Origin of the sequence: Amycolatopsis sp. NPDC006131 (genome assembly GCF_040614175.1) — a bacterium.
Classification (GTDB): domain Bacteria; phylum Actinomycetota; class Actinomycetes; order Mycobacteriales; family Pseudonocardiaceae; genus Amycolatopsis_E; species Amycolatopsis_E tucumanensis.
In genome coordinates this window covers 45,164-67,253 of sequence record NZ_JBEXTX010000035.1, presented here as the reverse complement: position 1 = coordinate 67,253, position 22,090 = coordinate 45,164, and the positions used below count along the sequence as shown (strand labels likewise).

Here is a 22,090-nt window from a genome sequence, read left to right as displayed (position 1 = left end):
AACAGCACGGTGGCCGCACCATCGAGGGCGTCGGAGTCCGCATCGCCCAACGACTCCTGGCCCTCACCGCCGCCATCTGGCACAACCGCGCCACCAGCCAACCCACCACCCGATCCCTGACCGCCTACGACCACTGACCGAGTTACGCATTACTCGTCTAGGCCACGCAAGCAGGTGGCGGCGCCGAGGTGGCCGAGCGCCCCGCAGCCAGTCTCGCCTGCGGTGCTAGGCGCGCAAGCGCGCGGCCGCATCGCGGGCGGCGGACTGGACCTTGCCGCGGTCGACGTGCACCGGCTCCCGGTCCGACACCACCTGTTCGCCTGCCACCCAGACGTCCCGGACCTGCCGCGACCCCGACGCCCACACCAGGTTCGAGATCACCTGCTCGTCCGGCTCGTCCAGGCCCGTCGCGAACGCCGGGCCGTCCGGGTCCACGTGCACGAAGTCGGCCCAGCGGCCGGGCTCCAGCGCGCCGATGTCGGTCCGGCTCAGCGCGTCCGCGCCGCCGCGGGTGGCCAGCAGCAGCGCGTCCTTCGCCCGCAGCGCGGTCGAGTCCTGTGTGGACAGCCGGGCGAGCATGGCGGAGAGCTGGACCTCCTCCCACAGGTCGAGGTCGTCGTTGCTGGCCGGGCCGTCCGTGCCCAGCCCGACCGCGACGGCCGCCGCCCGCAGGTCCGTCAGCCGCGCGATGCCGGACGCCAGCTTCGCGTTCGACCCCGGGCAGTGCGCCACCCCGGTCCCCCGCGCGGCGAACAACGCGATGTCCTGATCGGACAGGTGGACGGCGTGCGCGGCGAGCACCCGCCCGCCCAGCATGCCGACCTCCTCCAGCAGCCGCGGCACCGAACCGAACTCCGCGCGCTGCCGGGCGTCCTCGTCCGCCGCCTCGGCCACGTGGATCTGCACCAGCGCACCCCGCGCCGCAGCGGATTCGGTGACCTGCCGCAGCGCCTCGACCGGCAGCATGTACGCCGAATGCGGCGCGTAGGACAGCTCGATCCGCTCACCGGGGCCGAACCGCAGACCGTCGGCGTCGATCCAGCGGTCCGCCACCTCGATCATGCGCCGCCAGTCGACGCCGGGCAGGTCGATGATCGGGCCGCCGAGCACCGCCCGCGCACCGGTCTCCAGCACCGCCTCGGCCATCTGCTCGGCGAAGAAGTACATCTCCGCGCTCGTGGTGACGCCGTGCCGGAGCATCTCGACCGAACCGAGCAGCATCCCGGCACGCACGTCCTCCGCGCGCAGCTTCGCCTCGGCAGGCCAGATGATCTCGTTGAGCCAGCGCAACAGCGGCAGGTCGCCGCCCATGCCGCGGAGCAGGGTCATCGGGCTGTGCGCGTGTGCGTTGATCAGGCCGGGCAGCAGGATCCCGGTCAGCTCGGTGACCGGCAGATCGCCGGGCGCCTCGGCCGCGGGACCGCAGAACGTGATTCGCCCGTCGTCGCCGACGTCCACCACGCCGTTCCGGATGACCGAGCAGGCCGGATCGCAGGGCAGGACGACGGGGGCGCGGAAGCGTTGCGGCATCCTGGGATTCTAGGTCTCCTGCCGGGCCGTGGCGGCCAGCGACCCGAGCAGCGCGAGGGCCTCGGCGCTCGGCGAACCCGGTTCGGCGTGGTAGACGACGAGCTCCTGCCCCGGACTGGACCGGACGTCGAAGGTCTGCATGGTCAGGGTCAGCGGGCCGACCTCGCGGTGCACGAACTCCTTGCGCTCCAGGCTCTTGCCTCGGGCGTCGTGACCGGTCCACAGCTCGGCGAACTCCGGGCTGGCCGCGAGGAGCTCGGCGAGCACCTGCCGGACCCGCGGGTCGTCCGGGTTCTTGCCGTAGCCGAGCCGGAAACCGGCGACCGAGTTGCGTGCCACCTCGTGCCAGTCCCGGTAGAAGGTGCGCGCGGCCGGGTCGGTGAACACGACGTGCATCAGGTTGCGCGAGTGCGCCCAGTCGTGGAAGAGCGCGTCGGCGATCGCGTTCGAGGCGAGCACGTCGTAGGCGAGGTTGTAGACGATGGCGGGGTTGTCCGGCCAGGCGCTCATCAGCTGCAGCAGGCTCGGATCGACGCGAGCGGGCACCGCGGTGAGCCGGGTGCGCGGGCTGAGCCCGGCGAGGCGGAACAGGTGCTGGCGGCCGTCCTCGCCGAGGCGGAGCGCGGCGGCCAGTGCGTCGACCACCTGCGCCGACGGGGTGCGCTCGCGGCCCTGCTCCAGGCGGACGTAGTAGTCCACGCTGACGCCGGCCAGCAGCGCCACCTCCTCGCGGCGCAGGCCGGGCACGCGGCGCTGGCCGGTGCTGGGGAGGTTGACCTCGTCCGGGCGCACCTGGGACCGCCGGGAGCTGAGGAAGTCGCCGAGTTCGGACCGTGCCATGACGTGATCGTAGGTCTGCGGCGGCGGTGCTACCTGGGTGCAGCGCTCCCAGGAAGACCGCGCCCTGCCACGGTCCAGCCACCCGGGCCACGGTCGGTGCCATGAGCAAACTCGATCTCACCGGGCGGGTCGCCGTCGTCACCGGCGCGGCGCGCGGCATCGGCCGGGCGTGCGCGGAGTTGCTGCGCTCGCGGGGCGCGCGCCTCGTCGTCACCGATCTGCGGGAGTCCGTGCACGAGCTGGCCGCCGACGACGTGGCGGTGCTGACCGGCGACGTCGCGGACGAGGAACTGGCCCGCGCCACGATGCGGCTTGCGGTGGAGCGGTTCGGGCGGTTGGACGTGCTGGTGAACAACGCCGGGCGGACGCTGAACAAGCCGGTCACCGAAACCAGCGTCGAGGACTTCGAGGCGATCCTGCGGGTCAACGCGCGCGGCAACTTCGTGCAGGCGCGGGAGGCGTTCCGCGTGATGGCGGCCGCCGGTGGCGGGGCCATCGTGTCGATCGCGTCGGTGTCGTCGGTGGTGGCGTTCGAGACGCAGACCGCCTACGCCGCGTCGAAGGGCGCGCTGGCCCAGATGACGCGGGTGCTGGCCATCGAAGGCGGACCGGTGGGGATCCGCTCGAACGCCGTCCTGCCGGGCGTCATCGACACCGACATCATGGAGGGGGTGGTCGACAACGGCCGCGAAATGCTCGCCTCGTTCGGCCCCGCCCACCCCATCGGCCGCATCGGCAAGGCCGACGAGGTCGCCGAAGCGGTGGCGTTCCTCTGCTCCGACGCGGCGAGCTTCGTCACCGGCGCCCTGCTCCCGGTCGACGGCGGCTGGACGGCGCAGTGACTCAGCGCGGCAGCATGGGTTCGAGGCTGGTGGCCAGGTCCTGAGCCGCCGCGCAGGCCTCCGCCTGCAGGTCGGCGGAGAGCAGCACGACGGTCGTCGCGGCCGGGGCGTGCCCGGGGACGTCGAGCACGACCTCGCACGTGCCGGGGCCGGTGAACTGGCCGATCAGCGCCTTGCGGCCGTTGACGTCGAGCGGCGCCGCCTCTGCCGGTTCCCCCTGCTCGTGCTCCAGGGCGATGCTCACGGTGCCGTAACCCGGCCTGGACGCGCCGCACTCGTTCCGCACGCCGATCGGCCTGCCCGGCGTGAACCCCTGTCCGGCGAGCAGCTGGTCCAGGACGGCGCAGGCGGCCAGCGGCTCCAGCGGGTCCGCGGTCGGTGCCGCCGTCGTCGGCGCCGGCGTCGGCCTGTCGCTGTCGGTTGTCGAGCAGGCCCCGAGACCGGCCGCCGCGACGACCGAAACCACCCACGCCGCCCTGCGCCCCATGAACGGACAGCCTGCACCCTGCGCGGCTAGTCCACCAGCCCGCTGCGCCACGCCCAGGCCGCGACCTCGACGCGATTGCGTGCGCCGACCTTGCCCTGCACCGCGGCCAGGTGCGTCTTCACCGTCGACAGGGACATGTACAGCTCGGCCCCGATCTCGGTGTTCGTCAGGCCGCGGGCCGCCGCCTTCACCACGTCCAGCTCGCGCGCGGTCAGCGGTTCCTTCGGCGGATCGACCTGCCGCCGGGCGGACGCGCCCTCGAAGTGCTTCAGCAGCCGCACCGTCACCTGCGGTGACACCAGCGCGTCGCCGCGGTGGGCGGCCCGGATCGCTTCGATCAGCAGAGCCGGTCCGGCGTCCTTGAGCAGGAAGCCGCTCGCGCCGTTGCGCAACGCGGTGTGCACGTACTCGTCCAGGTCGAAGGTCGTCACCACCACGACCTTCAGCGGGTCGGCGACGTCCGGCCCGGCCAGCTGGCGCGTCACCTCCAGCCCGTCCAGCCCGGGCATCCGGATGTCCAGCAGGCACACGTCCGGCCGCAGCTCGCGCGCCTTCGTCACCGCCGCGACACCGTCCTCGACGTCGGCGACCACCTCGATGTCGTCCTGCGCGTCGAGGATCATCCGGAACCCCATGCGCACCATGCTCTGGTCGTCGGCGATCAGTACGCGAATCAAGCCTCTTCCTCCACCGGCAACCACGCCTCCACCACCCAGCCCCCGTCCGGCGCCGGGCCCGCGGCGAGCCGGCCGTGCAGCAGCTCGACCCGCTCGCGCATCCCGACGAGACCGTATCCCCCGGAACCTCCGGCCGGACGCGTCACCACCTGGTGTCCGTCGTCGGCCACCCGGATGTGCAGTTCGCCGTCCCGGACCTCGGCCAGCACGCACGCCCGCGTCGCGCCCGCCGCGTGCTTGCCGATGTTCGTCAGCGACTCCTGCACCAGCCGCAGCGCCGAGCGCGCCACCTCCTGCGGCAGGTCCGCGGGCACCCGCACGTCGGCCTCCGTGGGGACGCCGTGGTGCCCGGACTCCACGAGCCGCCGCAGGTCCGCGTCCAGGTCCATGGTGGCCTGGTCGGTGACCGCCTCCCCGCCCGCGCGCATGCTGCCGACCAGCCGCCGCATCGCGGTCATCGCCTCGGTGCCCGCGGCCTCGATGCGTTCGATGACCTCCAGCGCGACCTTCGGGTTCTGGTCGGCGATCACCTTCGCCGCCTGCGCCTGCACGATGATCCCGGTGACGTGGTGCGCCACCAGGTCGTGCAGTTCCCGCGCCAGCGCCATGCGCTCGGAGTTCTGCGCGTCGGCGACCGCGGCCTCGACCACCTTGCGCCGCTCGGAGTCGCGGGCCCGGAAGTACAGCCCGGCGGCCACCGCGATCCCGAGCACGAGCACCGCGGCGATCACCAGGTCGCGCAGGTCCGACATGTCCGCCCGGCCCCGGCCGCTGACCACCGTGGTGAGCGTGGTGAACGCGACCGCGGCCGACATCAAGGCGATCGCGCCCCACGCCCGCTTCGGCTCCACCGACCGGACCAGCAGGACCACGACGATGATCCCGGCGACGATCTCGGTGAACGGCAACGCGCCGTAGCCCAGCAGGTACTGCCGCGGCGCGATCCACAGTGCCGCCGAGGTGGCGAAGATGATCCCGGCGAGCAGCAAGCCGGCGCGCAGCGGGCGGCGGGTCGCGTACACGGCCGTCGCGGCCGCGGCGAGCGAGCAGGTCAGCGCGGGCAGCGCCCGGATGTTGCTGTCCAGCAGCTGGTACAGCTCCAGGAAGACGGGCAGGCTGAGCGCGCCGATCAGAGGCCACTGCTCGCGCACCAGGTCACGAACCGCGCTCTCCTTGCGCGGCGCCTGCCCGCGCCGGAACTGCAGCCCGGTGAGCACCACGGCGACCAGCAGCACCATGCCGAGCAGCATCGTCTCGCTCAGCCCGCGACTGCCCGAGCCGTTGCGGTAGGCGGTGGCGAACAGGGTGGCGAGCACCAGCGTGGCGGTGCCGATGACGGACTCCGCCCACCGCACCCGCCGCACGCAGAAGAACACCAGCTCCAGCCCGGCGACGGTCTCGCTCAGCGACACGTTGCTCAGCAGCGTCGTATACGCCGCCGCGTCGGTCGCCCGGATCAGGAAGGTCGACGCGAACAACGTCGCCGCACCCGCGAACACGGCCACCGCGGGCCGCGTCCGCGCCCACAACGCGCACGCGCCCAGCGCGACCATCCCGGGCAGCAGCAGGAGATCCCGGCCCCGCGGCCCAAGCGAGTCCACACTGGCCGGCAGCACCACCGCGAGATCGCACAGGAAGGCGGCGAGCAGCAGGACGCCTTCGAGACCCAGCCATCGCCAGGCCGAGGTCACGCGATCGGAGAACGGCACAACGGAACGGTAGAGGATCCGCGCGCCCCCGCACCTTGGCCGCCCGGCCACCCCGTATCGGCCGATCGGCCGATACGGGCACCCCGCCCCACCTGTGAACCTGCTGTGCGGGAACAACGGAAGGGGAAGGTTCATGACTCCACAAGGGAGTGTCGTGTTGTCCGGGCGGGGGCTCGTCAAGCGGTACGGCGAGCAGGTGGCGCTGGCCGGCGTCGACGTGGACATCCACGCCGGGGAGGCGCTCGCCGTCGTCGGCCCGTCGGGGTCGGGCAAGACGTCGCTGCTGCACGTGCTGGCCGGGATCCTGCGGCCGGACGGCGGCGAGATCCTGCTGGACGGCAGGCGTGTCGACCAGCTGTCCGAGACCAAGCGCAGCGAGCTGCGGCGCACCGAGTTCGGTTTCGTGTTCCAGCAGGGGATGCTCGTGGCCGAGCTGTCCGCGGAGGAGAACGTGGCGCTGCCGATGCTGCTCGGGGGCGCCAAGCGCCGCGAGGCGATCGGCGCGGCGCGGGAGTGGCTGGGCCGGCTCGGGCTGCGGGGCCGGGAGGGGTCCCGCCCCGGTGAGCTGTCCGGCGGCCAGGCGCAGCGGGTCGCGATCGCCCGCGCGCTGACGCACCGGCCGAAGGTGATCTTCGCCGACGAGCCGACCGGCGCGCTGGACACCCGCACCGGCAAGGACACCATGGACGCCTTGCTGGTCGCGGCCTCGGACTCGGGCACGTCAGTGGTCATCGTGACGCACGACGTGGAGCTCGCCGCGTCGCTGCCGCGCACGGTGACCATCCGGGACGGGCGCATCGCGGAGCAGGTGGGGGTGCTGCCGTGAGCCCGGTCCAGCTGGCGTTCAAGGTCCTGCGGGCGGACCGGCGGACCAGGACCGCCACCCTGCTCACCGCGGTGGGGGTCGCGGTGGCCACGGGTCTGGTCCTGTTGCTGCTGAGCCTGCCGTACGCGACGCAGGCCCGCGCCGAGCGCGCGGTGTGGCAGGAGCAGTACGGCTCCCGTGACGGCGGCACGCCGACCCTGTCGATCTCGTCGAGCGCCGACTACTTCGACGGCAGGCGGATCGACCGCGTGGACGTGGCCCAGCTCGCCGGCGGGGTCGCGTTGCCCGCCGGGGTGCCGAAGTTCCCGGCGCCCGGCGAGGTGCTGGTGTCGCCGGAGCTGTACCAGGCGATGAACCGGCTGCCCGCCTCGCAGCTGGCCGACCGGTTCCCCGGCAAGGTGGTGGGCACCCTCGGCGAGGACGCCCTGCGTTTCCCGGACCAGCTCGTCGCGCTGGTCGGGCACACCCCGGAGACGATGCCGGCGAACGCGAACGAGCGGAACGGGTTCGTGCCGCCGTCGGAGGCGAGGGTGGACGCGCTGCTCACTCTGCTGGCCGGGGTCGGGGTCGTGGTGCTGCTGGTGCCGAGCCTGGTGCTGGTGGCCTCGTCGGCGCGGCTCATCGCGGCCCGGCGGGAGCAGCGGCTGGCGGCCCTGCGGCTGGCCGGCGCGACACCGGGGCAGGTCGTGGCGATCACCGCGGCCGAGACCGGGATCGCCGCGGTCGCGGGCGCGCTGCTGGGCTGGGCGATCAGCCCGCTGCTGTGGTCGCTGGCCCGGCTGGTGCCGTGGGACGGCGGCACCTGGCTGGCCGGCGACTTCCGCGTGCCGATCGGGCTGACCGTGTTCGTGCTGGTCGCGGTGCCCGCGCTGGTGCTGCTGGCCGCCGTGCTCGGGCTGCGGCGGGTGGTGAGCAACCCGGTCGGCGCGGTCGTGCAGCACACGCCGAAGCCGCTGCGCTGGTGGCGCCTGCTCTCGCTGCCGGCGACCGCGTTGTTCTTCTTCTTCGCGATCGAGCAGGGCGACGACGTCAACCTGATCCTGCTCGGGCTCGCGCTGATGATCGCCTCGGCGATGCTGGTCGGGCCGTACGTGACGGCGGTGATCGGCGGGTTCTTCGTGAACCGCTGGCGCAAGCCGTCCGCGCTGCTGGCCGGGCGGCGGCTGCGCAACGACCCGCGCGGCGCCTACCGCGCCTCGGCCGGGGTCGTGCTCGCCGTGTTCACCGGGTCGATGGCGCTGACGCTGATGCCCAGCTTCGACGCGATGACCGGTGGCGGCGGGACCTACCGCGACTCGGTGCTGTCGGTGGACACCTCCGGCGAACGGGCGGGCACGATCGCCGCACAGGCCAACGCGACGCTGGAGCGCTACAACCTGCCTGCCCGCGCGGTGTCGATGCCGGAGGTGACGCTGAAGTCGGTGAACGGCTCCACCTACACCGGTGTGGTCGTCCCCTGCGCGGACGCGGTCAAGGTCTTCCGCGTGCAGGCCGCCTGCACCGGGCCGGGGATCTACAGCACCCACGACCTCGAGCTCGGCGGCTTCCGGGTGGCAGGCGACTACGACGCCGAAGGCGTGCCGTTCGCCGCGGGCACCGCGGTCAAGCCGATGACGCAGACCGACGACGACGGGTACGCGCCGCTGATCATCGACCCGGCCGTCATGCCGGCCGGAGTGGTGCCGTCGTACTCGCGGGTCGCCGTCGACACCACGCCCGCCGACCGCGAGCTGGTGCGCACCGCGCTGGTCGGCGCGGCCGGCGGCGAAAGCGTGTACAGCCGGGAGCTGTACCTGGACGGCCAGCGCGACCAGCTGGACGACCTGCGGCGCGTCACCGTCATCGGGGTGACGGTCGCGGCGATCCTGGCCGGGTGCAGCGCGGCGATCGCGACCGCCGGATCGGTGATGGACCGGCGCCGCACGTTCGGGGCGCTGATGGCGGCCGGCACGCCGACCCGGGTGCTGTCCAGGGCGCTGCGGATGGAGGCCGCGCTGCCCGCGCTGGTCGCCACGATCGGGTCCGGGCTGCTGGGAATGATCGCGGGCCTCGGGTTGTTCTCGATCATTCAGGAATCCCAGAACGCCTCGGCGGTGATCAGCCCGTGGCTGGTCGCGCCGGTGGTGCTCGGGTTCGCCGTGGCGGTGCTCGCCGCGTCGGTCTGCACCCCGGCCCTGAACCGGGTGCGCGCGGAACCGCTGGCCGACGAATGAGCTCGTCCGGCCGCCCCTCGTCGGGGGAGGGGCGGCCGGTCAGCCCACGCGTTCGAAGATCAGGTCCCGGCTGATCCGGCCCTCCTGGTCGGCCCGCTGCTCGAACTTGGTGACGGGCCGCCAGCTCGGCCGCGGCGCCCAGTCGTCGAAGCGGTTGCGCAGCGCGGGCTCGGCCGAGCACACCTCGAGCATCTGCTCGGCGTAGTGCTCCCAGTCGGTGGCCATGTGCAGGATTCCGCCCGGCGCCAGCCGCGACGCCACCAGCTTCACGAAGTCCGGCTGCACCAGCCGGCGCTTGTGGTGGCGCTTCTTCGGCCACGGGTCCGGGAAGAAGATCCGCACCCCGGACAGCGAGTCCGGCTCGATGTGCTCCTTCAGCGCGATCACCGCGTCGCCGTGCAGCAGGCGCAGGTTCTCCAGGCCGAGCCGCTCGGCGCGCAGCATCAGCTGCCCGAGACCGGCCTCGTACACCTCGACCGCGACGTAGTTGACTTCCGGCTCGGCGGCCGCGAGCTGCGCGGTCGTCTCACCCATGCCGGAACCGATCTCCAGCAGCACCGGAGCCGGGCGGCCGAACCACCCGGCGAAGTCGATCGGACCGGGCGGCAGGTCGGCCACCCTGCGCCCGATGTCCGCCCACTGGCGCTCCCAGGCACGCTGCTGGCCGACCGTCATCCGGCCGCCACGCTGCACGTATGAAACGACACTCCGCAGGCGGGGTTCGTGCTCGCTCTCCACCCGCCCAAGTTAGCTGCCGTCCCTGATGCGGCCTGCGTGGCGGTGCGGGTAGCGGCCCCTCCCGCCAGCCCGCCACCGCCCTCAACGGACACGCTTACGCGTGACAGCCTCGGTCAAGGCGGCCCCTGGCTGCGGGATCGCCTCCTCATGAATCCCCGACCACCACCCCTGGTGGACGCGCTCCGCGCGGCTATGCCCGTTCAAACCCGCGGCGGTGCCGGCTGCCCGAGTGGTGCAAGCGGCTCCGCCACTTCTCCAGAGGAAAGCCCCTAGCGGACGGCCTCGAACTCCCCCAACCGGGAGCGCAGGCCGCCGACCCCGTTCACGGCGATCGGCGGCGGCGTCGTGCCGGTGTGGGCCGGCAACACGTCGATCCACCCGTCGTGGCGGCTGGTGGTCAGGATCGTGGTGGGGATCTTGTGCCCGGAGCGCCCGTTCTCCGACGGCATGAACTCCCAGTACCCGGATTCGCCGTCCGCGGCCCACGGCACGTACTCCCAGCCGGGGCGCCGGGACAGCAACTGCGCCACCCGGTCCTCGATGCGGAAACCGGTCTCCCGCGAGTCGAGCCTGCCCTCCGCGAGTGCGCGCAGCCACCAGGGCGCCGGGATCATCTCGCCCCGGGCGCTCACGGCGCGGAACAACGCGAGCACTTCGGCTTCGGCGGCGCGGTGGATCCACGCGCGCCGGATCTCCGCCGGTCTCGTCGCGGTGGCCACGATCCGGGGCAACTCCACGGCCTGCGACCATTCGAGCGCGTCGAGCGGTTCCAGAGCTGGCGGATGCGCGACGGCGCGCGGGGCGGCGATTTCCTGATCAATATCCACCGTCAAGGGTCACCTCCGTGGAGTCGCCTGACGTGGTGATTCCAGAATGCCTGGTCAGAGGCGGTGCGTCCGCTTCCTGTGAGGGCGACCACAGGTGCTTTACGCGGTATTAACCCAGGGGTCGTAACAGCATCATCCGATTAATCGATTCGACCTTTCCGAAGGTCGCCGGATGCACTACAGGCGAAGGCCCGGGCCACCCCCCGAATTCGGTGGCCCGGGCCGTTCTTCTTCCCCGTGCTCCGGTCCCCACCGGAGCGTTCCTGTGGTGGTCTTCGCTCAGGCGTCGCGCTTGCGAGCCGTGGCGACCGCGATGGCCAGCAGCCCGACGGCGACCGCCGCGAAGTAGGCCAGCGACCAGCCCTGCGACAGCACCGCGGTGGACATCGGCGCGCCCGCGTCGACGTTGCGGCCCATGTTCGACGCGCCGTCGCCGGTGAGGAACTTGTTGGCGACGTTGAACGGCAGCCACTGGTAGATGTCGTCGCCGATGCTCGGGATGAGCCGGATCAGGTCCTCGACCGCGAGCGCGTAGATCAGCAGCAGCGCGATGGCGCCGGCGCTGTGGCGGAGCAGGATGCCCACGGCCACCGCGATCACCGCTGCGAGCGCGTAGACCGCGCCGACCCCGGCCACGTTGATCCAGTCCGCGCCGGTGTCCAGCGCGAGCGGGGCGTTCGGCTTGAGCAGCAGCGCCAGCGCCCACGAGCCGAACGCGCTCAGCTCGCCGATGACCAGTGCGACCAGTGCGACCACGGTCGTCTTCGCGACCAGCGCGGCGGCCCGGTTGGGCACCGCCTGGAAGGTCGTGCGGATCGTGCCGAAGCGGTACTCGGTGGTGACCGCGAGAGCGGCCAGCACCATGATCACGGCCATGCCGAAGCTGTAGCCGAACTGGGTCGAGGCGACGGTGGCGGTGAACTCGCCCCCGTCGTCCGCGTTGCCGACGACCAGGGCGGAGAACCCGATCGTGGTGGCCAGGGCCACCAGTGCGCACCACCACGGCGAGCGGGTGGTGAACAGTTTCATCCGTTCCACGGCAAGCAAAGTCATGATGTTCGCGTCTCCCCTAGTTCGCCGGCTCGAGAGCGTGCCGGGCTTCGGTCTCCAGACCGGTGTGGTACTCCACGGAATCGCCCGTGATCTGCATGAACGCCTGCTCCAGCGAACCCGTCTGCGGGCTCAGCTCGTGCAGCACGATGCCGTTGCTCGCGGCCAGCTCGCCGATCTTGTCGCTGTCCAAACCGGACACCAGGATGCCGTCGTCGGTGTCGGTGGCGCTGTCGGCGGGCAGCAGCGAGCGCAGCTTCGCCAGCTGCGGGCTGCGCACCTTGACGGTGTTCTCGCTGGCCCTGGCCACGAACTCCTTCGTGGTGCTCTGCGAGATCAGCTTGCCCTTGCCGATGACCACGAGGTTGGAGGCGGTCAGCGCCATCTCCGACAGCAGGTGGCTGGAGACGAAGACGGTGCGGCCCTCGTCGGCGAGGCGGTGCATGAACTTGCGGATCCAGAGGATGCCCTCCGGGTCGAGGCCGTTGACCGGCTCGTCGAACAGCAGCACCTCCGGGTCGCCGAGCAGTGCCGCGGCGATCCCCAGCCGCTGCGACATGCCCAGCGAGAACCCGCCTGCGCGCTTGCCCGCGACGCTGGTCAGGCCGACGATGTCCAGCACCTCTTCGACGCGGCGCGCCGGGATGTGGTTGGACTTCGCCATCCAGGCCAGGTGGGCCCGCGCCGAGCGGTTCGGGTGCACCCACTTGGCGTCGAGCAGCGCGCCGACGGTCCGAAGTGGATTCTTCAGTTCCGTGTAACGCTTTCCGCCGATGGTCACCTGGCCGCTCGTCGGATTGTCCAGGCCCAGGATCATCCGCATGGTGGTCGATTTCCCGGCGCCGTTCGGACCGAGGAAACCGGTCACCTCGCCGGGGGCGACGTCGAATGACAGATCGTTGACGGCGAGCGTTTTTCCGTAGTGTTTGGTGAGGCCCCGTGCCTCTATCATGGTTGCTCCCCTGTGCTGGTCAAAAGCCTGTTGTTCCCCGTGCGGCTCTCATGCTGACCGATCGGGGCACGCGTGCGCGTCATCCTGTGGTTCGAACTTCCCACCCGACTGCGGTAGTAGCCTCCCGCGATTCGCGTGCGCACGGGATCGGTGATGACCCTGAATCGCCCCTGAGCTTCGGGGCCCGATTTTGTCGGGGTCGGGCGTTATCGTGCCCGCATGACGGCGAAGACGGTGCTGGTGACGGGCGCGACCAGGGGGTGCGGTCGCGCGATCGCGGTGGAGCTCGGCCGCGGCGGTTCGACGGTGTACGTCACCGGGCGTACGACCCGCGAGTCGTCGTCGCCGATGAAGCGGTCGGAGACGATCGAGGAGACGGCCGAGCTGGTGGACGCGGCGGGCGGCCGGGGCGTTCCGGTGCGGTGCGACTTCACGTCGGTGGCGGACGTGGACGCGCTGCGGGACCGGGTCGAGGCGGAGTCCGGCGGCCTGGACGTCCTGGTCGACGACGTCTGGGGTGGTGACCCGTTCGTCGACTTCGAGCGGCCGTACTGGGAGTCCAGCCTGGACGACGCGCTGACCCTGGTGCACAACGCGCTGGACACGCACCTGATCGCGCTGCACCGGCTGTTGCCGCTGGTGGTGCGGCGCCCCGGCGGGTTCGTGATCGAGGTGACCGACGGCGACGACGACGAGTACGTGGGCGCGGGCATCCCGTACTACCTGGCGAAGTGTGGGGTGCGGGCGCTCGGCAGGGCACTGGGCGCGGAGCTGGCGGAGAAGGGGTGCGTCGGCCTGTCGGTGACGCCGGGTTTCCTCCGCTCTGAGGCGATGCTGGACCTGTTCGGCGTCGCGGAGCCGAACTGGCGCGACGCGGTGACCGGCGCGGGCGGCCCGGACTTCGCGATCTCGGAGACGCCGTACTACCTGGCGCGTGGGGTGGCCGCGCTGGTGAACGACCCGGACGCGGCCCGTTTCGCCGGCCGCACGCTCGCCTCGTGGACGCTCATGCACGAGTACGACGTGACCGACGTGGACGGCACCCGGCCGGATTGGGGCCGCTGGTACGCGGAGGTCCACAAGGCGGGCCGCAACCCGGCGGAGGTGGACCCGGCCCCCTACCGCTGAGAGGATGACCGGCATGACGACCAGAAAGGGCCATGCCGCGTAGGCGCCCCGCACAGCTGCGCACCGGCCGGACGACCTGGCCGGAGCACCGCCGCATCCCGCAGGTCGGCGGGGTCTCCGCGGGCACCCTGCGCGCGATCGCCCACCTGGAACGCACCCGGCTACACCCAGGCGCTGTCGCCGAGGCGGTGGCCGGCTGGTCCCGGTTCGTGCACGGCCCGGCCCGGCGCTTCGACGGCTACGCCCCCGAAGACTGCCCCTGCCCCGGCTGCCAGTGGGACGACCCGGTCGTGCGCCGGAAGACGCTGGCGGCGGTGCTGGCCGCACTGCCCCGTAGGGCGGCGCGTGAGCTGCGGTCCGTCCTCCGCCCGCTCGACGAGCGTTACCTGGCGCGCGCGGTGGCTGATCCGGAGACGTATCGCCTGCGAGCGCTGCTCTTGTGACGCCACAAGCGTGCCGCCGAGGACTGCCGCTCGGCGGGGCTGCCAGTCGAGTGGCGCGGTCGCGCGTCGGAAGGGGTGGCGGCGGTGCTGGCCGCACTGCCCCGTAAGGCGGCGCGTGAGCTGCGGTCCGTCCTCCGCCCGCTGGACGAGCGTTACCTGGCGCGCGCGGTGGCCGACCCGGAGACGTATCGCCTGCGAGCGCTGCTCTTGTGACGCCACAGGCGTGCCGCCGAGGACTGCCGCTCGGCGGGGCTGCCAGTCGAGTGGCGCGGTCGCCCGTCGGAAGGGGTGGCGGCGGTGCTGGCCGCACTGCCCCGTAAGGCGGCGCGTGAGCTGTGGTCCGTCCTCCGCCCGCTCGACGAGCGTTACCTGGCGCGCACCGTCGCTGGTTCGGAGATGCATCGCCTGCGAGCGCTGCTCTTGTGACGCCACAGGCGTGCCGCAGAGGACTGCCGCTCGGCGGGGCTGCCAGTCGAGTGGCGCGGTCGCGCGTCGGAAGGGGTGGCGGCGGTGCTGGCCGCACTGCCCGGTAGGGCGGCGCGTGAGCTGCGGTCCGTCCTCCGCCCTCTGGACGAGCGTTACCTGGCGCGCGCGGTGGCCGACCCGGAGTCGTATCGCCTGCGGGTGCTGCTCTTGTGACGCCTCAGGCCGCACCGCCGACGGCTGTCCACGGCGGCGACCAACGCGCCGCCCACGACGGAACCCCGATGCCACCTCGCGCGTGGCCGGCCGCCTCAGTGCGGCCGCCGGGACGCCGGGGTCGCGAAACGGAGCCGGCTCCGCCGCGCTGCCCGGACGCGGGCAGGGTCACCCGGCGCCCAACGGCAAGCGATCGGTCGCCCCGAGCCAGGTGTCCCGCCGGGGCCTCCTCGATCACGCCAAACCGGGCCGGATCAACCCCGTCTCGTAGGCCAGCACCACCGCCTGCACGCGGTCCCGCAGCCCGAGCTTCGCCAGGATCCGTCCCACGTGCGTCTTCACCGTCGCCTCGGAGAGGAACAGCTTTTCCGCTATCTCCACATTGGACAGGCCCTTCGCGATGAGCACCAGCACCTCCCGCTCCCGCTCGGTCAGCACGTTCAGCTCGGCCTCGTCGCGCAGGGGGCCGCCGCCGCTCATGAAACGGTCCAGCAGCCGCCGCGTCACCGACGGCGACACCACGGCGTCCCCGGACGCCACCGACCGCAGCGCCGACACCAGGTGGTCCGGCGGCGTGTCCTTCAGCAGGAACCCGCTGGCCCCGTTCTGCAGCGCCGCGTACACGTACTCGTCCAGGTCGAAGGTCGTCATCACCAGCACCCGCGATGTGCCGGCCTCGACGATCCGCTTCGTCGCCTCCACCCCGTCCATCACCGGCATCCGCACGTCCATCAACACGACGTCCGGCCGCAGCGAACCGGCCAGCGACACCGCGTCCGCGCCGTTGCCCGCCTCGCCGACCAGGTCGATGTCGTCCTGCGCGCCCAGCACCATGCGGAACCCGACCCGCATCAGCTCCTGGTCGTCGACCACCACCACGCGGATCACGGGTCGAGCCTCACCGGGAAGCTCGCGTGCACCCGCCAGCCACCGCCCGGCCGCGGCCCCACCTGCAAAATCCCGCCGAACAGGTGCGCCCGTTCGCGCATCCCGATCACCCCGTTGCCTCCCGGCAGGTCCGGCCCGGGCACCAGCTCCCGCGCCTTCCCGGCCCCGTCGTCCACGATCTCCACGTCCACCAGGTTCTCGGTCCGCCGCACCCGCACCTCCGCCCGGGCCCCCTGTCCGGCGTGCTTGAGCGTGTTGGTCAGCGACTCCTGCACGATCCGGTACACGCCGAGCGACACCCCGGCAGGCAGTTCGGCGAGCGACCCGTCGATCGACAACTCCACCGGCACCCCCGCGGTCCGCACCCGCTCCGCCAGGTCGGCCAGCGACTCCGCCGTCGGCTGCGGGATGCGCGGCTCCCCGGCCACCTCTTCGTTGCGCAGCACCTGCAGCAGCCGCCGCAGCTCGGTCAGCGCCTGCCTGCCCGTCTCGGAGATCGTGCGCACCGCCCGCTCGGCCAGCTCCGGGTTCGACCGCAGAGCGTAGGACGCCCCGTCGGCCTGCACCACGATCACGCTCACCGCGTGGGCGACCACGTCGTGCAGCTCCCGCGCGATCCGCCCGCGCTCCTCGGCCACCGCGATCCGCCCGGCCTGGTCGCGTTCGGTTTCCAGCAGGTGCAGCCGCGCCTCCATCTCCGCGTGGTAGGCCCGGCGCGCGCCGACGAACTCGCCGAGCACCCAGCACAACGCGAAGATCAGCCCGATGAACAGCAGCGGCGCCCAGCCCTGCGGCGACCAGCCGGCCCACATCTGCACCACGCTGATCACGGCCTGCGCGGCCAGGTACAGCGCGGCCTGCCGCCGCCCGACGTAGACGACCACCGTGTACAGCGCCACGCAGCTCGCCGTCGCGCTGCCGACCCCCAGCTCCAGCGCGCTGTGCGGCACTGTCATCAGCAGGATCACGTAGGCCGTGACCACCGGGTACTTCCGGCGGAACGCCACCGGTCCCACCATCGCGAGGTCCAGCGGGATCGCGACGTACCACCGCTGACCCTCGCTGGGCTCGGCCCGCGCGACCAGGAACAGCAGGTCCATGAGCAGCAGCAACACGGCGAGCAGGACGTCCCCGACCATCGGGTGCGTCCGCATCCACAAGCTCAGTCGCCGCACACCGTTCACCCTAGGTCGGCGGCGTTCCACTCCGCGTCATCCCGAGGTATCACCGCACGTGGGACTTCGGGCCGAGCTTCATGGCAGGATTCGGGGGCAAAACGCAGGCACCGGGAGGGGGCGACGTGACGGCGACGACGGATCAGGGCCGCCTGGCCGGTCCGCTGTCGGTGTCGGTGGCCAACCTCTGCCGCCGCCTGCAGCCGCAGGTTTCCGCCCGCACCGCCGCCGGGTTCGCCGAGGTGCTGCGCCGCCTCGGCGCGCCGCTGCAGGTCGCGGTCGCCGGGCGCATCAAGTCCGGCAAGTCGACGCTGGTCAACGCCCTGATCGGGCGGCGGGTCGCGCCGACCGACGTGGGCGAGTGCACCCGCCTGGTGACCCGTTTCCAGTACGGCACGGTCGACCGCATCGAAGTGGTCTTCGCCGGCGGTCACAAGCAGGTGCTGCCGTTCGCGCCGGACGGGTCCATCCCGGCCGAGCTGGGCGTGGACATCAGCAAGGTCTCGCACATCGAGGCGTACCTGACCAGCGCGGTCCTGCAGGAGATGACCGTGATCGACACCCCCGGCCTCGGTTCGCTGGACGCCGCGTCGGTGTCGCGCACCGAGCAGTTGCTGGGCGCGGCCCAGGCCGAAGAAGGCGGCGACGAGCTGGACGAGACCTCGCGCAACGCGGTTGCCGGCGCGGAGGCCGTCCTCTACGTCGTGACGCAGGGCGTGCGCGCGGACGACCAGCAGGCGCTCGCCGCGTTCACCGCCGCGACCGCGAGCCGCGAGGCGGGCCCGGTCAACGCGATCGCCGTGCTGAACAAGGCCGACACCATCCCGCCGGAGTCCGTCGAGGGTTCCGGCGGCGACGTGTGGCGGGCCGCGTCGATCCTCGCCGAGAAGCAGGGGCTGCTGCTCAAGCCGCGGGTCGCCGACGTGCTGCCGGTGATCGGGCTGATCGCCGAGTCCGCCGAGTCGGGCAACTTCACCTCCGCCGATGCCGACGCGCTGCGCCAGCTGGCCGCTCTGGACGACGCGACGCTGGAGACCATGCTGATGGCGGCCGACATCTTCACCAGCTGGGACTGCGACGTCCCGGCAGGCACCCGGCTGCGGCTGCTGGAGAAGCTCGACCTCTACGGCATTCGCCGCGCCATCGACGCGATCCGCGCCGACTCGACGATCACCGCGGGCGCCCTGCGCAGGCTGCTGCTCAGCGCCTCCGGTCTGGACGCCGTCCGCGCCCGGCTGAACACGGTCTTCGCCGCTCGCGCGGACGGGATCAAGGCCGCCGCCGCGCTCGCGTCGGTCACCGCGCTGGCGCACGCATCCGGTGACCCGGCCGAGCGGCAGCGCGTGCACGACGCCATCGAGGTGCTGCTCGCCAAGCCCGAGGCGCACCAGCTGCGGCTGCTGGAGGCGCTCACGCTGGTCGTGGCCGGCGCGGTCGACATGCCCGAGGACCTGGCCGAAGAGGTCCTGCGGGTGGGCAGCAACGCCGACATCGACGAGCAGCTGGGCCTGCCCGGCGCGTCCCGGCCGGAGCTCGCCGCGCACGCGCTGGAGCGCGCCGGCTGGTGGCGGTCGTTCGCGTCCTTCGGCGCGACGCCCGCGCAGAGCCGGGTCGCGCACGTCGTGCACCGGGCGTACTTCCTCATCTGGCAGCAGCTGAGATGAACGAGGGGTGGTGAGCGTGGCTTCCTGGTTCCGGCGCCGGTCCGCGGACGACTCCCCGACCGGGCAGATCCCCGGCGCGCAACTGGCGAAGATCATCGACGAAGTCGAGGGAACCACAGCGGCGCAACCCCCGTCCAACACCGATGTGAACCGTGTATCCGATCTGGCCGCCGCCGGCCCGGAAGCGCTGGAGCAGGCGCGGGCCGACCGGCAGGAGCTGATCCAGCTCTGCCTCTACGCCCTGGACCGGGCGCGCAGCGGGGGCGTGGTCGAGCGCCTCGAACAAGGGCTGGCTCGCGTCGGGGTGGAGGCGGTGCGGCCGGACGGGCAGCGGTTCGACCCGTCCGTGCACGAGGCGGGCGGCGCGATCAAGACCGACGACCCGGCGCTGGACGGCGTGGTCGCCGAGACCGAGGTCGTCGGGTTCACCGACGGCGGCCGCCTGCTGCGCGCGCCCGTCGTGACGGTCTACACGAAGCGCTAAGGTCCGGTCGTGACCGCTCCGCCGCTCTCGTCCCTGCCCAACCAGGTCAAGCAGGCCCGCGAAGCACTGCTGGCGCTGTTGCGGGAGAACGACCCGAAGGCGGCGGCGTGGGTCGAGGAGGTCCGCCGGTCGCGGCCGAAGAAGCCGCAGGTGGTGGTGGTCGGCGAGACCAACCGCGGCAAGAGTTCCCTGGTCAACGCGCTGCTGGCGACCCCAGGTCTGTCCCCGGTGGACGCCGACGTCGCCACCGCCGGCTACCTCGTCTTCGACCACGCCCCGGAGTGGGGCGCGCAGGCCTGCTACCCCGGTCAGCTCGCGCCGGTCGCCGTGCCGCTGCCTGAACTCGTTCGCTGGGTCTCGGCCGCGCACGAGCTGCCCGACGGCCAGCTGCCGCCGCGGTACGTCGAGGTCACCGGTCCCGTCCCGATTCTGGAGCGTGTGTCGCTGGTGGACACCCCCGGGGTCGGCGGGCTCGATTCGATGCACGGCGAGCTGGCCGCCGAAGCCGCGGCGAACGCGACCGCGCTGCTGTTCGTCGTCGACGCGTCGGCCCCGTTCACCGCCGGTGAGCTGGAGTTCCTGCGCCGCGTCGGCGATCGCGTGGAGACCGTGGTGTTCGCACTGTCCAAAACGGACGCTTTCCGCGGCTGGCGCGAGGTGCTGGAGGCCGACCGTCGGCTGCTGGCCGAGCACGCGCCGCGCTTCGCAGACGCGGTGTTCCACCCGGTGTCGGCGCGGATGTTCGAGATGGCCGCGAAGGCGCCGAACGAGCAGGCCGCGGTGATGCTGCGGGAGCGGTCCGGTGTGATCGAACTGCAGGCCGCGCTGCAGGAACTCGTCGTCGGCCGGTCGGCGATGCTCGGCGAGGCGAACACGCTGCGGGCGCTGTCCAGCGCGCTCGGCGAGGTGCACGCCGGGCTGCTGGCCGAGCAGCGGGCCCTGTCCTCCGGCGAGGCCGAGGCGGAGCGGCTGCGCGAGCGGCGCGACGAGCTGGCGGCCGAGCGCAAGACGTCCACCCGCGGCTGGCAGCTCAAGCTGCGCGGCGAGATCCAGCGGGCCAGGGTCGACCTCGGCCACGAGACCAGCCGCCAGGTCCGCGACGCCCAGTCCTACTTCCGCGCGCAGATCGACAACGCCAAGCGCGACCAGCTGGCCCAGCTGCCGCAGCAGGTGGACGCGGCGCTGCAGATGATCTCCCAGCGCGTGTCGGCGACGATGGCGCAGCGGCTGAACCGGGTCACCGAGATCGCGCTGGCCGAGCTGTTCGCGCCGGAGGAGCTGGACGTGATCCGCTCGCAGTTCCTGCGCGCGGGCGGGCCGCAGGTGGTGCTGCGGCCGCCGGACCGCAAGCCGTCCACACCCGAGGACAAGCTACTCATCTTCATGGGGATCTCCGGCGGCGTCGGGGCAGGCAAGATCGCCGCGCTGCCGCTGGCCGGGGTCGCCCTGCTCAACCCGGTCGTGTTGCCCGCGACGATCGTCGTCGGCCTGGGCGCGGGCTGGTGGATGGCCCGCACCCGGCGGCACGCGGCGGACAAGCAGCACCTCAAGCAGTGGCTGGTCGAGTCGATCGCCGAGGCGCGCTCGATCCTCGACCAGCTGGTCGCCGAGCAGCTCATCGAGGCCGAGCAGCAGCTGTCGCTGGCGCTCGACGAGGCGCTGTCCCGCCGGATCGACGCCATCGAGGCCGAGCTCAAGCAGGTCGACAAGTCGATCAAAATGGGCGCGCAGGAGCGGGCGAAGAAGCTGGCCGCGGTGAGCCGGAAGCTGAAGGAGACCGGTGACGGCCGTGATCGGGCCGAGACCCTGCTCGGGCGCATCCGCACCCTGCGTGAGCAGGCCTGAGAGGGTCGGTTGTGCCGGGGAACCGAACCGGCCTAACGTGAGTCAAAGCGTGTGACTTCATTGGTGTGAGATTGGGGAGTTCGGCGTGTGGATCGATGAGACCGGCGGGGTTGAGCCCACCGACGCCACGACCTCCGACGGTGACCTGGAGATCACGGTCGACGGGCAGACCTACACGGCCGAAGAGAACATGGACCTCAACCACGACGGGGTCAACGAGACGGTCCGCCTCGACAACGCCGACGGCACGATCACCGCGTACGTCGACACCGACGACGACGGGCGCGCCGACCAGTACGTGCACACCGACACCGAGGGCAACGTCGTCGACCTGGCCCGCTTCGACGAGACGACCGGCGACTGGGTCGCCGACCACGACTCCGAGGCGGGCGAGCCGGACGCCACCGAGACCGGCCGCGCGGGCGAGATCACGGCGGACATGTCCGACGGCACTGTCGAGGTCGGCCCGGCCACTGTGGACAGCGACAACGACGGCACCGCCGACAGCGCGGTCGTGACCGACGACCAGGGCAACACGCGTGTCTTCACCGACGTCGACGGCGACGGCCAGGCCGACGTCCAGACGATCATCACGCCCGAGGGCGAGACGACCACGTACCAGCACACCGGCCCCGGCGAGTGGACCGAGACGACGAACGGTTTCACCGCCGAGGTGCCGCCGGACAGCGACCAGCTGTGGGGCGGCAGCGGCGCACAGGCCGTCGAAGGGGTCGCGAAGATCGACTCCGGCACCGGGCAGTGGATCTCCCAGAACTGACGGCCGCGGAACCGAACTTCCCTGAACTGACCGGTAACCACGGCGAAATCAGGCCCCGAACGTCCCTCGCGGACGGCGGGGCCTGATCGCGTTTCCGGGCAAATCACCCACCCCCGGATATCGGCGAGATCACGCGCAAGCCGAAGAACTTTCTCCGCTACGCCGGTTCAGCGATATCTGAATCGATTCCCTGATCGTTCTTGTGAGAGAACCGACAGGTCAGGCCTCGGTTACCGGCCGTCCATCCGGCTACCCTCGGGGAATCCCAGTATTTCCAGCACACCGGTAGGGCAGCCGGTGTGCGAAGCCATTCGGTCGCCGGCGACGGAGCGCTTCCCCGGACCACGTTCCGGGC

22 protein-coding genes and 1 pseudogene are annotated in these 22,090 nt (G+C 72.2%); 12 read left to right on the top strand and 11 right to left on the bottom strand.

The annotated features are described in order from the left end of the window. A pseudogene (locus tag ABZ215_RS19825) lies at positions 1-137 on the top strand (IS982 family transposase); the annotation flags it as partial. 88 nt (positions 138-225) lie between these two features. On the opposite strand, the gene ABZ215_RS19820 reads toward ABZ215_RS19825, so the two are convergent. Both ABZ215_RS19820 and ABZ215_RS19815 read right to left on the bottom strand, forming a co-directional pair. Then, entirely contained in the window at positions 226-1,530 is a 1,305-nt protein-coding gene (locus ABZ215_RS19820; protein WP_354950684.1) for an amidohydrolase, read from the bottom strand. A 9-nt stretch (positions 1,531-1,539) separates the two neighbouring features. Continuing rightward, entirely contained in the window at positions 1,540-2,370 is an 831-nt protein-coding gene (locus tag ABZ215_RS19815) for a helix-turn-helix transcriptional regulator (protein ID WP_020423005.1), read from the bottom strand. Positions 2,371-2,471: 101 nt separating this feature from the next. Here ABZ215_RS19815 and ABZ215_RS19810 point away from each other — a divergent pair, with 101 nt between their 5' ends. Continuing rightward, entirely contained in the window at positions 2,472-3,212 is a 741-nt protein-coding gene (locus ABZ215_RS19810; RefSeq protein WP_354950681.1) for an SDR family oxidoreductase, read from the top strand. A gap of 1 nt (position 3,213) precedes the next feature. Here the strand turns inward: ABZ215_RS19810 and ABZ215_RS19805 are convergent, their stop codons facing one another. Genes ABZ215_RS19805 through ABZ215_RS19795 form a run of 3 tightly spaced genes read right to left on the bottom strand, consistent with a single transcriptional unit; the run spans position 3,214 to position 6,085 of the window. Continuing rightward, complete coding sequence (locus tag ABZ215_RS19805; RefSeq protein ID WP_020423003.1) at positions 3,214-3,699, bottom strand: hypothetical protein; 486 nt, start codon at positions 3,697-3,699, stop codon at positions 3,214-3,216. 26 nt (positions 3,700-3,725) lie between these two features. Next, positions 3,726-4,376: a response regulator transcription factor gene (locus ABZ215_RS19800; RefSeq protein ID WP_020423002.1), complete on the bottom strand. Its 651-nt coding sequence runs from the start codon at positions 4,374-4,376 to the stop codon at positions 3,726-3,728. Beyond that, complete coding sequence (locus tag ABZ215_RS19795; protein ID WP_354950679.1) at positions 4,373-6,085, bottom strand: histidine kinase; 1,713 nt, start codon at positions 6,083-6,085, stop codon at positions 4,373-4,375. Before ABZ215_RS19795 ends, ABZ215_RS19800 begins: the two co-directional genes overlap by 4 nt. Before the next feature lie 133 nt (positions 6,086-6,218). Between ABZ215_RS19795 and ABZ215_RS19790 the strand changes: the two genes are divergently transcribed. Together ABZ215_RS19790 and ABZ215_RS19785 are read left to right on the top strand one after the other, a co-directional pair. Then, a complete protein-coding gene (locus ABZ215_RS19790) occupies positions 6,219-6,911 on the top strand; it encodes an ABC transporter ATP-binding protein (protein ID WP_354711817.1) in 693 nt (230 codons plus the stop codon). Continuing rightward, positions 6,908-9,124: an FtsX-like permease family protein gene (locus tag ABZ215_RS19785; protein ID WP_354950677.1), complete on the top strand. Its 2,217-nt coding sequence runs from the start codon at positions 6,908-6,910 to the stop codon at positions 9,122-9,124. Before ABZ215_RS19790 ends, ABZ215_RS19785 begins: the two co-directional genes overlap by 4 nt. A gap of 39 nt (positions 9,125-9,163) precedes the next feature. Here the strand turns inward: ABZ215_RS19785 and trmB are convergent, their stop codons facing one another. From trmB to ABZ215_RS19765, 4 genes are all read right to left on the bottom strand, one after another. Beyond that, positions 9,164-9,862: a tRNA (guanosine(46)-N7)-methyltransferase TrmB gene (trmB, locus tag ABZ215_RS19780; protein WP_020422998.1), complete on the bottom strand. Its 699-nt coding sequence runs from the start codon at positions 9,860-9,862 to the stop codon at positions 9,164-9,166. Between the two features lie 269 nt (positions 9,863-10,131). Then, positions 10,132-10,695 (bottom strand): hypothetical protein, encoded by a 564-nt coding sequence (locus ABZ215_RS19775; protein WP_354950675.1) that lies wholly within the window; start codon positions 10,693-10,695, stop codon positions 10,132-10,134. Between the two features lie 273 nt (positions 10,696-10,968). Next, positions 10,969-11,742 (bottom strand): ABC transporter permease, encoded by a 774-nt coding sequence (locus tag ABZ215_RS19770; RefSeq protein WP_027936614.1) that lies wholly within the window; start codon positions 11,740-11,742, stop codon positions 10,969-10,971. A 16-nt stretch (positions 11,743-11,758) separates the two neighbouring features. Then, a complete protein-coding gene (locus tag ABZ215_RS19765) occupies positions 11,759-12,691 on the bottom strand; it encodes an ABC transporter ATP-binding protein (RefSeq protein ID WP_237335888.1) in 933 nt (310 codons plus the stop codon). Between the two features lie 219 nt (positions 12,692-12,910). Here ABZ215_RS19765 and ABZ215_RS19760 point away from each other — a divergent pair, with 219 nt between their 5' ends. The 4 genes from ABZ215_RS19760 to ABZ215_RS19745 all read left to right on the top strand — a co-directional run bounded on the left by ABZ215_RS19760 (position 12,911) and on the right by ABZ215_RS19745 (position 14,901). After that, complete coding sequence (locus ABZ215_RS19760) at positions 12,911-13,819, top strand: SDR family NAD(P)-dependent oxidoreductase (RefSeq protein WP_354950672.1); 909 nt, start codon at positions 12,911-12,913, stop codon at positions 13,817-13,819. Positions 13,820-13,851: 32 nt separating this feature from the next. Continuing rightward, a complete protein-coding gene (locus ABZ215_RS19755) occupies positions 13,852-14,262 on the top strand; it encodes a hypothetical protein (protein WP_354950670.1) in 411 nt (136 codons plus the stop codon). A gap of 84 nt (positions 14,263-14,346) precedes the next feature. Further along, the gene (locus tag ABZ215_RS19750; RefSeq protein ID WP_354950668.1) at positions 14,347-14,475 is read left to right on the top strand and encodes a hypothetical protein; all 129 of its coding nucleotides are present in this window, start codon (positions 14,347-14,349) and stop codon (positions 14,473-14,475) included. A 297-nt stretch (positions 14,476-14,772) separates the two neighbouring features. Further along, positions 14,773-14,901 (top strand): hypothetical protein, encoded by a 129-nt coding sequence (locus tag ABZ215_RS19745; protein ID WP_354950666.1) that lies wholly within the window; start codon positions 14,773-14,775, stop codon positions 14,899-14,901. 234 nt (positions 14,902-15,135) lie between these two features. On the opposite strand, the gene ABZ215_RS19740 is transcribed toward ABZ215_RS19745, so the two are convergent. Together ABZ215_RS19740 and ABZ215_RS19735 are read right to left on the bottom strand one after the other, a co-directional pair. Next, positions 15,136-15,789, bottom strand: coding sequence for a response regulator transcription factor (locus tag ABZ215_RS19740; RefSeq protein ID WP_020422271.1), 654 nt, complete (start codon positions 15,787-15,789; stop codon positions 15,136-15,138). Continuing rightward, on the bottom strand, positions 15,786-16,928 hold the full coding sequence (locus ABZ215_RS19735) for a sensor histidine kinase (protein ID WP_237335921.1): 1,143 nt from the start codon (positions 16,926-16,928) through the stop codon (positions 15,786-15,788). Before ABZ215_RS19735 ends, ABZ215_RS19740 begins: the two co-directional genes overlap by 4 nt. A gap of 116 nt (positions 16,929-17,044) precedes the next feature. Here ABZ215_RS19735 and ABZ215_RS19730 point away from each other — a divergent pair, with 116 nt between their 5' ends. From ABZ215_RS19730 to ABZ215_RS19715, 4 genes are all read left to right on the top strand, one after another. Continuing rightward, positions 17,045-18,628: a dynamin family protein gene (locus ABZ215_RS19730; RefSeq protein ID WP_354950664.1), complete on the top strand. Its 1,584-nt coding sequence runs from the start codon at positions 17,045-17,047 to the stop codon at positions 18,626-18,628. A 7-nt stretch (positions 18,629-18,635) separates the two neighbouring features. Then, on the top strand, positions 18,636-19,112 hold the full coding sequence (gene grpE / locus ABZ215_RS19725) for a nucleotide exchange factor GrpE (protein WP_020422268.1): 477 nt from the start codon (positions 18,636-18,638) through the stop codon (positions 19,110-19,112). 9 nt (positions 19,113-19,121) lie between these two features. Then, a complete protein-coding gene (locus ABZ215_RS19720) occupies positions 19,122-20,957 on the top strand; it encodes a dynamin family protein (protein WP_354950662.1) in 1,836 nt (611 codons plus the stop codon). Positions 20,958-21,042: 85 nt separating this feature from the next. After that, entirely contained in the window at positions 21,043-21,735 is a 693-nt protein-coding gene (locus ABZ215_RS19715; RefSeq protein ID WP_354950660.1) for a DUF6802 family protein, read from the top strand. Positions 21,736-22,090: the final 355 nt, after the last annotated feature.